This window comes from Parabacteroides sp. MSK.9.14 (genome assembly GCF_019041495.1).
GTDB classification, from domain to species: domain Bacteria; phylum Bacteroidota; class Bacteroidia; order Bacteroidales; family Tannerellaceae; genus Parabacteroides; species Parabacteroides merdae.
Genome location: NZ_JAHPXO010000135.1, coordinates 1 through 519 on the forward strand (window position 1 = coordinate 1; position 519 = coordinate 519).

1 pseudogene is annotated in these 519 nt (G+C 52.6%); it reads left to right on the plus strand.

From position 1 onward, the window contains the following. Positions 1 to 519, plus strand: a pseudogene (locus KTG12_RS21490) (DNA methylase); the annotation flags it as partial.

The following is a 519-nucleotide window of genomic DNA, read 5'->3' on the forward strand; positions in this document are numbered from 1 at the left end:
GGAACCGGTAAGACGCTGATAATGTGCATCGCCGCGCATGAGATGAAGCGTCTGAATTTGGCACACAAGCCGATGATTATCGGGCTGAAAGCCAACGTTGCGGAGATTGCAGCCACCTATCAGGCGGCATATCCCAACGCACGTATTCTGTACGCTTCGGAGAAGGACTTTTCGACCGCCAACCGTGTGCGCTTCTTCAATAATATAAAGAACAACGACTACGATTGCGTCATCATGTCGCACGACCAGTTCGGCAAGATACCGCAGTCGCCGGAATTGCAGCAGCGCATCCTGCAAGCAGAGCTTGACACGGTGGAGGAAAACCTCGAAGTGCTACGGCAGCAGGGAAAGAACGTGTCGCGGGCGATGCTGAAAGGATTGGAGAAGCGCAAGCACAACCTTGAAGCGAAGCTGGAGAAGGTGGAACACGCCATAAAGTCACGCACGGACGACGTGGTGGATTTCAAGCAGATGGGCATCGACCACATCTTCATAGATGAGAGCCATTATCAGAACTTT